Source organism: Stenotrophomonas sp. P5_B8, from assembly GCF_054049855.1.
Map to the genome: position 1 here is coordinate 1 of NZ_JBFULO010000211.1, position 6,478 is coordinate 6,478.

The following is a 6,478-nucleotide window of genomic DNA, read 5'->3' on the forward strand; positions in this document are numbered from 1 at the left end:
ACCCCCCCCACTGATGGATTTCTACGCACATGCTTGAACAGACACTCGATCACCTGCAGCAGCTCGTGTCCTTCGACACGCGCAATCCGCCGCGTGCGATCACCACCGGCGGCATCTTCGATTACCTGCGCGCCCACCTGCCCGGGTTCAACGTGGAGGTGATCGACCATGGCGACGGTGCGGTCAGTCTGTATGCCGTGCGCGGGACGCCGAAGTACCTGTTCAACGTGCACCTGGATACCGTGCCGGACTCGCCGCATTGGAGCGCCGACCCGCACGTGATGCGGCGCGCGGAGGACCGGGTGATCGGCCTGGGCGTGTGCGACATCAAGGGGGCCGCCGCTGCATTGGTGGCCGCTGCCAATGCCAGCGAGGGCGATGCCGCGTTCCTGTTCTCCAGCGACGAGGAAGCCAACGATCCGCGCTGCATCGCTGCGTTCCTGGCGCGCGGCATTCCGTATGAGGCGGTGCTGGTGGCCGAGCCGACCATGAGCGAAGCGGTGCTCGCGCACCGTGGCATCAGCTCGGTGCTGATGCAGTTCAAGGGCCGGGCCGGGCATGCGTCGGGCAAGCAGGATGCGGCCGCCAGTGCGCTGCACCAGGCGATGCGCTGGGGCAACCGCGCGCTGGACCATGTGCAATCGCTGGCGCATGCGCGCTTTGGCGGGCTGACCGGCCTGCGCTTCAACATCGGGCGCGTGGAAGGCGGGATCAAGGCCAACATGATCGCCCCGGCGGCCGAGGTGCGGTTCGGTTTCCGTCCGCTGCCGTCGATGGACATCGACGCGCTGCTGGCCACCTTCGCCGGGTTTGCCGAGCCGGAGGCCGCGGTGTTCACCGAGACCTTCCGTGGCCCGAGCTTCCCGGCCGGTGACATCGCCGAGGCCGAGAACCGCCGCCTGGCCGCGCGTGACGTGGCCGATGCACTGGAAATCCCGATCGGCAACGCGGTGGACTTCTGGACCGAAGCCTCCTTGTTCTCCGCCGGGGGCTACACCACGCTGGTGTACGGCCCGGGCGACATCGCCCAGGCCCACACCGCCGATGAGTTCGTGACGCTGGAACAGCTGCAGCGTTACGCCGCGTCGGTGCACCGCATCATCGCCCAAGGCGCCTGACGCCATGATCCCGTCGTGGCCTGCCACTGACGGTTCCCCCATCGCGGCCCCGGCCGCCTGTGACGATACCGAAATGCCTTCTTCCCAGCCCCACCGCCAGACCCGTCAAACCATCGTGCGCCTGCTCTCCAGCATGGCCAGCGCGAAGGAGATCAGCCAGTACCTCAAGCGTTTTTCGCAGCTGGATGCCAAGCGCTTCGCCGTGGTCAAGGTCGGCGGCGCGGTGCTGCGCGATGATCTGGATGCGCTGACCTCGTCGCTGTCATTCCTGCAGGAAGTGGGGCTGACCCCGATCGTGCTGCACGGTGCCGGTCCGCAGCTGGACGCCGAGCTGTCGGCGGCGGGCATCGTCAAGCAAACCGTCAACGGCCTGCGCGTGACCTCGCCGGAAGGCCTGGCGATCGTGCGCCGGGTGTTCCAGGCGTCCAACCTGCAGCTGGTCGAAGCGCTGCAGCAGAACGGCGCGCGCGCCACCTCCATCACCGGCGGCGTGTTCGAGGCCGAGTACCTGGACCAGGCCACCTACGGCCTGGTCGGTGAAGTGAAGAAGGTCAACCTGGCCCCGATCGAAGCCAGCCTGCGTGCCGGCTCCATCCCGGTGATCACCAGCCTGGGCGAAACCCGCTGCGGGCAGATCCTCAACGTCAACGCCGACTTCGCCGCCAACGAGCTGGTGCAGGAACTGCAGCCGTACAAGATCATCTTCCTCACCGGTACCGGCGGCCTGCTCGACGAAGAAGGCAAGGTGATCGACTCGATCAACCTGTCCACCGAGTACGACCAGCTCATGCAGCAGCCGTGGATCCACGGCGGCATGCGGGTCAAGATCGAACAGATCAAGGACCTGCTCGATCGCCTGCCGCTGGAGTCCTCGGTGTCGATCACCCGCCCGGCGGATCTGGCCAAGGAACTGTTCACCCACAAGGGCTCGGGCACGCTGGTGCGCAAGGGCGAGAAGGTGCTGCGCGCCACCGCGTGGAGCGAACTTGACCTGCCGCGGCTGAAGCAGCTGATCGAATCCAGCTTCGGGCGTACGCTGGTGCCCGACTACTTCGACCGCACCAAACTGCTGCGCGCCTACGTCAGCGAGAACTACCGCGCCGCCGTGATCCTCACCGACGAAGCCGAAGGTGTGTACCTGGACAAGTTCGCGGTGCTCGATGACGCCCAGGGCGAAGGCCTTGGCCGGGCGGTGTGGAATGTCATGCTGGATGAAACCCCGCAGCTGTTCTGGCGTTCGCGCAACGGCAACCCGATCAACCACTTCTACTACGCCGAATCCGACGGGTGCTACAAGCAGGGYACCTGGAAGGTGTTCTGGTTCGGCGCCGATGGTTTCGAGCGGATCCGCACCTACGTTGAACACTGCGCAACCCGCACCCCGAGCCTGGAGGGCTGAACCCCATGAATCACGCCGATTGGACCAAGGTGCCCACACTTGCCGGCACGCACGCCCGGCTGGAGCCGCTGCAGATGGCGCACATCGACGGTCTGCGCGGCGCGCTGGGCGACGGTGCGCTGTCCCGGCTCTGGTACACCCAGGTGCCGAGCGCCAAAACCATGACCGCCTACGTGCAGGCTGCGCTGCAGGCGCAGGCCGAGGGCAAGGTATTGCCGTTCGCGGTCCTCAACGCTGCCGATGAAGTGGTCGGCACCACCCGTTATTACGGGATGGAAGAGGACGTGCCCCGGCTGAGCATCGGCTACACCTGGTATGGCGAGGCCGCCCAGCGCACCGGCGTCAACACCGAAACCAAGCTGATGCTGCTCACCCATGCCTTCGAGCGGCTGAACTGCCTGAGCGTGGTGTTCGAGACCAGCTGGTTCAATGTCGCCTCGCGCACGGCGATCGCGCGGTTGGGCGCAAAGCAGGACGGCGTGCTGCGCAACCACAAGCGCCACCCCGATGGCACCCCGCGCGACACCGTGATCTTCTCCATCATCGACGCGGAATGGCAGGGCGTGAAGCGCCACCTGCAGCACCGCCTGGACGCACACGCATGAGCACCACGACCTTCTCCGTCGGCATCGTCGGCGCCCGCGGCCACACCGGCGCCGAGCTGATCAAGCTGATCGCCGCGCACCCGAACCTGACGCTGGGCTTTGTATCCTCGCGTGAGCTTGCGGGCCAGCGCGTGGCCGACCACCACACCGACTGGCAGGGCGACCTGCAGTTCGAAAACCTGGACGCCGACGCGGTCGCGGCCAAGGGCGTGGACGCGGTGATCCTGGCATTGCCCAATGGCCTGTCCGCACCGTTCGTCACCGCGCTCGATGCGGCCAGGCCGGACACGGTGATCGTCGACCTGTCGGCCGACCACCGCTTCGAAGGCAGCTGGTACTACGGCCTGCCCGAACTGACCCGGGGCGATTACCTGGGTCAGAAGCACATCAGCAACCCGGGCTGCTATGCCACCGCGATGCAGCTGGCGATCAGCCCGCTGCTCAAGCAGCTGGCCGGCCCGCCCCAGTGCTTCGGCGTGTCCGGGTACTCCGGCGCCGGCACCACCGCATCGGACAAGAACAACCCCGAACTGCTGCGCGACAACCTGATGCCGTACGCGCTCACCAACCACGTGCACGAACGCGAAGTGACCGCGCACCTGCGCGTGCCGGTCGAGTTCATGCCGCACGTGGCGCCGCATTTCCGTGGCATCACCATGACCRTCAACCTGTGGTTGAACGAGACGGTCAAGCGCGAGGACGTGATCGCCCTGTACCAGGCGTACTACGCCCATGAGGCGCTCATCGAAGTGCTCGACGAAGCTCCGTGGGTCAGCCGCATCGCCGGCCGCCACGGCGTGCAGATCGGTGGCTTCGACGTGGCCCCGGGCGGCAAGCGCGTGGTGGTGGTTGCCACCCTGGACAACCTGCTCAAGGGGGCGGCCACCCAGGCCATGCAGAACCTCAACCTGGCGCTGGGCCTGGACGAATTGGCCTCGATCCCGCACTGAACCCTCTCCGCTGCGCACCCGACCACGGTGCGCGCGTACAACCCGGCGGAGYGATTCCGCCTACGGAGCAAGACATGGCAGACCTTCTGTGGCAGAAGCCCGGCGTGGCGGTKGACGCCAAGATCCAGACCTTCCTGGCGGGCGATGATGTGATCCTGGATCGCGCGTTCTTCCTGTATGACGTTGCCGCCAGCAAGGCGCACGCGCAGGGCCTGCAGCACATCGGCATCCTCTCCACCGATGAACTGGATGGCCTGCAGCGCGAGCTGGACGTGTTGGCCGAGGACTTCCGCAGCGGCACGTTCGTGCTCGACGAGCGTTTCGAGGACTGCCACTCGGCGATCGAAGCCCGCCTGACCGAGCGCCTCGGCGATGCCGGCCGTAAGATCCACACCGGCCGCAGCCGCAACGACCAGATCCTGGTCGCCACCCGGTTGTGGCTGAAGGACAAGCTGCAGCAGGTGGCCGGCCTGAGCCGCGAGATCGCCAAGGTCGCGCTCGACCGTGCCGAGGCCGAGAAAGACCTGCCGGTGCCCGGCTACACGCACATCCAGCGCGCCGTGGTGTCCTCGGCGGGCATGTGGTGGGCCGGCTGGGCCGAGGCCTTCATCGACAACGCCATCCGCGCGCACGATACCTTCAACCTCATCGATGCCAATCCGCTCGGCACCGCCGCCGGTTACGGCGTGAACCTGCCGCTGGATCGCGCGCACACCACCGAGGCACTCGGTTTTGCGCGCATGCAGATCTCGCCGATCTATGCGCAGCTCTCGCGCGGCAAGTTCGAGCTGGCCGCGCTGGAAGCACTCGGTGGGGCCACCCTGGACCTGCGCCGCATCGCGTGGGATCTGTCGCTGTTCACCAGTGGTGAGTTCGGTTTCGTGGCGCTGCCGGCGCAATACACCACCGGCAGTTCGATCATGCCCAACAAGCGCAACCCGGACGTGATCGAACTGATGCGCGCCACCCACGCCAGCGTGGCCGCCGCGCGCACCGAGATCGAGCAGCTGCTGTCGCTGCCGTCCGGGTACCACCGCGATCTGCAGAGCAGCAAGGGCGCGATCTTCCACGGCTTCGGCCGCGGCCTGGCCGCGCTGGAACTGCTGCCGGCGCTGCTGGCCAACCTGGAATGGCGTGACGACAAGCTGCGTGCAGCGATCGACTCGGGCATGTACGCCACCGATGTGGCCGTGGAAGCGGCCGTGGCCGGTGTGCCGTTCCGTGAGGCCTACAAAGCGGCTGCAGCGGCAGCGGACACGGCCGGACAGGGGCGCACGCCCGAAGGCAGCCTGGCCGCGCGCGTGTCGCCCGGTGCGGCCGCCGACCTGCGGCTGGACGAGCTGGGCGCCCGCTGGGCCGCACTGGTGTAATCACGACGGCGACCGCGAGGTCGCCGTTTCTTCATCGACGTGCCGGGCGTTGCCCGGCGAAAAGGAAGCCCCAWGAAAACCTGTTACCTGGTCCTGGTGAAGCGCACTCCGGCCTTCAGCGATGATGTCGGTGCCGAACACGTTCGTTTCCTCGATGAGCTGCGCGCCCGCGGACAGCTGCTGCTGACCGGCGGCTTCAGCGACAAGAGYGGCGGTGCCTACGTGCTGCAGGACGTGCCCGATCTGGCCGCCGCGCAGGCGCTGGTGGACACCGACCCGCTGCTGGTGCGCGGCAGCGCCACCGCCAGCATCCACGAATGGAACACCCGCTGAGGCCTGCCCACCGATGACCCCGACCGTGCAATCGCCGTTTCCCGAACAGGCCGTGCCGCAGTGGAAGCGTGCCGTGCTCAAGGTGGGCAGCAGTCTGCTGGCCGCCGATGGCGGCGGTCTGTCGCCGCGCCACGCGCTGGGACTGGCGCAGTTCGTGTCGGCCAATGTACTGGCCGGGCGCGAGGTGGTGATCGTCTCCTCCGGCGCAGTCGCCGCGGGACGCGCGATCGTGCCGCGTGCGCTGGAAGCCGGCGCGGCGATGGCTGCCCGCCAGGCGCTGGCCGCGCTGGGCCAGGCGCAGTTGATCGGGCTGTGGCAGCGCTTCTTCGAGCGTCCGGTGGCGCAGGTGCTGCTCACCCACGACGACCTGCGCAACCGTCGCCGCTACCTCAATGCGCGCGCCACCCTCAACGAACTGCTGCGCCTCGGCGCGCTGCCGGTGGTGAATGAGAATGACACCGTGTCGGTGGATGAGCTCAAGCTCGGCGACAACGACAACCTTGCCGCGACCGTGGCGGCGTTGATCGATGCGGACGTGCTGTTCATCGCCACCGATATCGATGGCCTGTACAGCAACGACCCGCGCCGCGACCCGCAGGCGCGCCCGATCCATGACGTGCCCCAACTCACCGGCGAGGTGCTGGCGATGGCCGGTGGCGCCGGCAGCGGGGCCGGTACCGGCGGTATGCACACCAAGCTGGAG

General features: G+C 67.6%; 7 protein-coding genes. All 7 read left to right on the forward strand.

What is annotated here, in order from left to right:
- Positions 1-29: 29 nt before the first annotated feature.
- The gene (locus ACXJKH_RS12375; protein ID WP_256775629.1) at positions 30-1,118 is read left to right on the forward strand and encodes an acetylornithine deacetylase; all 1,089 of its coding nucleotides are present in this window, start codon (positions 30-32) and stop codon (positions 1,116-1,118) included.
- Positions 1,119-1,191: 73 nt separating this feature from the next.
- Positions 1,192-2,517 carry an acetylglutamate kinase gene (locus ACXJKH_RS12380; RefSeq protein WP_256775628.1) on the forward strand — a complete coding sequence of 442 codons (1,326 nt, stop codon included), beginning with the start codon at positions 1,192-1,194 and terminating at the stop codon, positions 2,515-2,517.
- Positions 2,518-2,522: 5 nt separating this feature from the next.
- The gene (locus ACXJKH_RS12385) at positions 2,523-3,122 is read left to right on the forward strand and encodes a GNAT family N-acetyltransferase (protein ID WP_256775627.1); all 600 of its coding nucleotides are present in this window, start codon (positions 2,523-2,525) and stop codon (positions 3,120-3,122) included.
- Positions 3,119-4,072 (forward strand): N-acetyl-gamma-glutamyl-phosphate reductase, encoded by a 954-nt coding sequence (gene argC / locus ACXJKH_RS12390; RefSeq protein WP_457319657.1) that lies wholly within the window; start codon positions 3,119-3,121, stop codon positions 4,070-4,072. The genes ACXJKH_RS12385 and argC overlap by 4 nt, the downstream gene beginning before the upstream one ends.
- Before the next feature lie 74 nt (positions 4,073-4,146).
- The gene (gene argH / locus ACXJKH_RS12395) at positions 4,147-5,442 is read left to right on the forward strand and encodes an argininosuccinate lyase (protein WP_457319658.1); all 1,296 of its coding nucleotides are present in this window, start codon (positions 4,147-4,149) and stop codon (positions 5,440-5,442) included.
- 87 nt (positions 5,443-5,529) lie between these two features.
- Positions 5,530-5,775, forward strand: coding sequence for a YciI family protein (locus ACXJKH_RS12400; protein WP_457319660.1), 246 nt, complete (start codon positions 5,530-5,532; stop codon positions 5,773-5,775).
- A gap of 13 nt (positions 5,776-5,788) precedes the next feature.
- Positions 5,789-6,478, forward strand: a 690-nt coding sequence (proB, locus tag ACXJKH_RS12405; RefSeq protein ID WP_457319659.1) for a glutamate 5-kinase, incomplete at its 3' end; no start/stop codon positions are given.

What these genes read in the sequence shown, in the direction of transcription:
- ACXJKH_RS12375 (WP_256775629.1), top strand. Translation starts at nt 30, where the DNA reads ATGCTTGAACAGACACTCGATCACCTGCAGCAGCTCGTGTCCTTCGAC.
- ACXJKH_RS12385 (WP_256775627.1), top strand. Translation starts at nt 2,523, where the DNA reads ATGAATCACGCCGATTGGACCAAGGTGCCCACACTTGCCGGCACGCAC.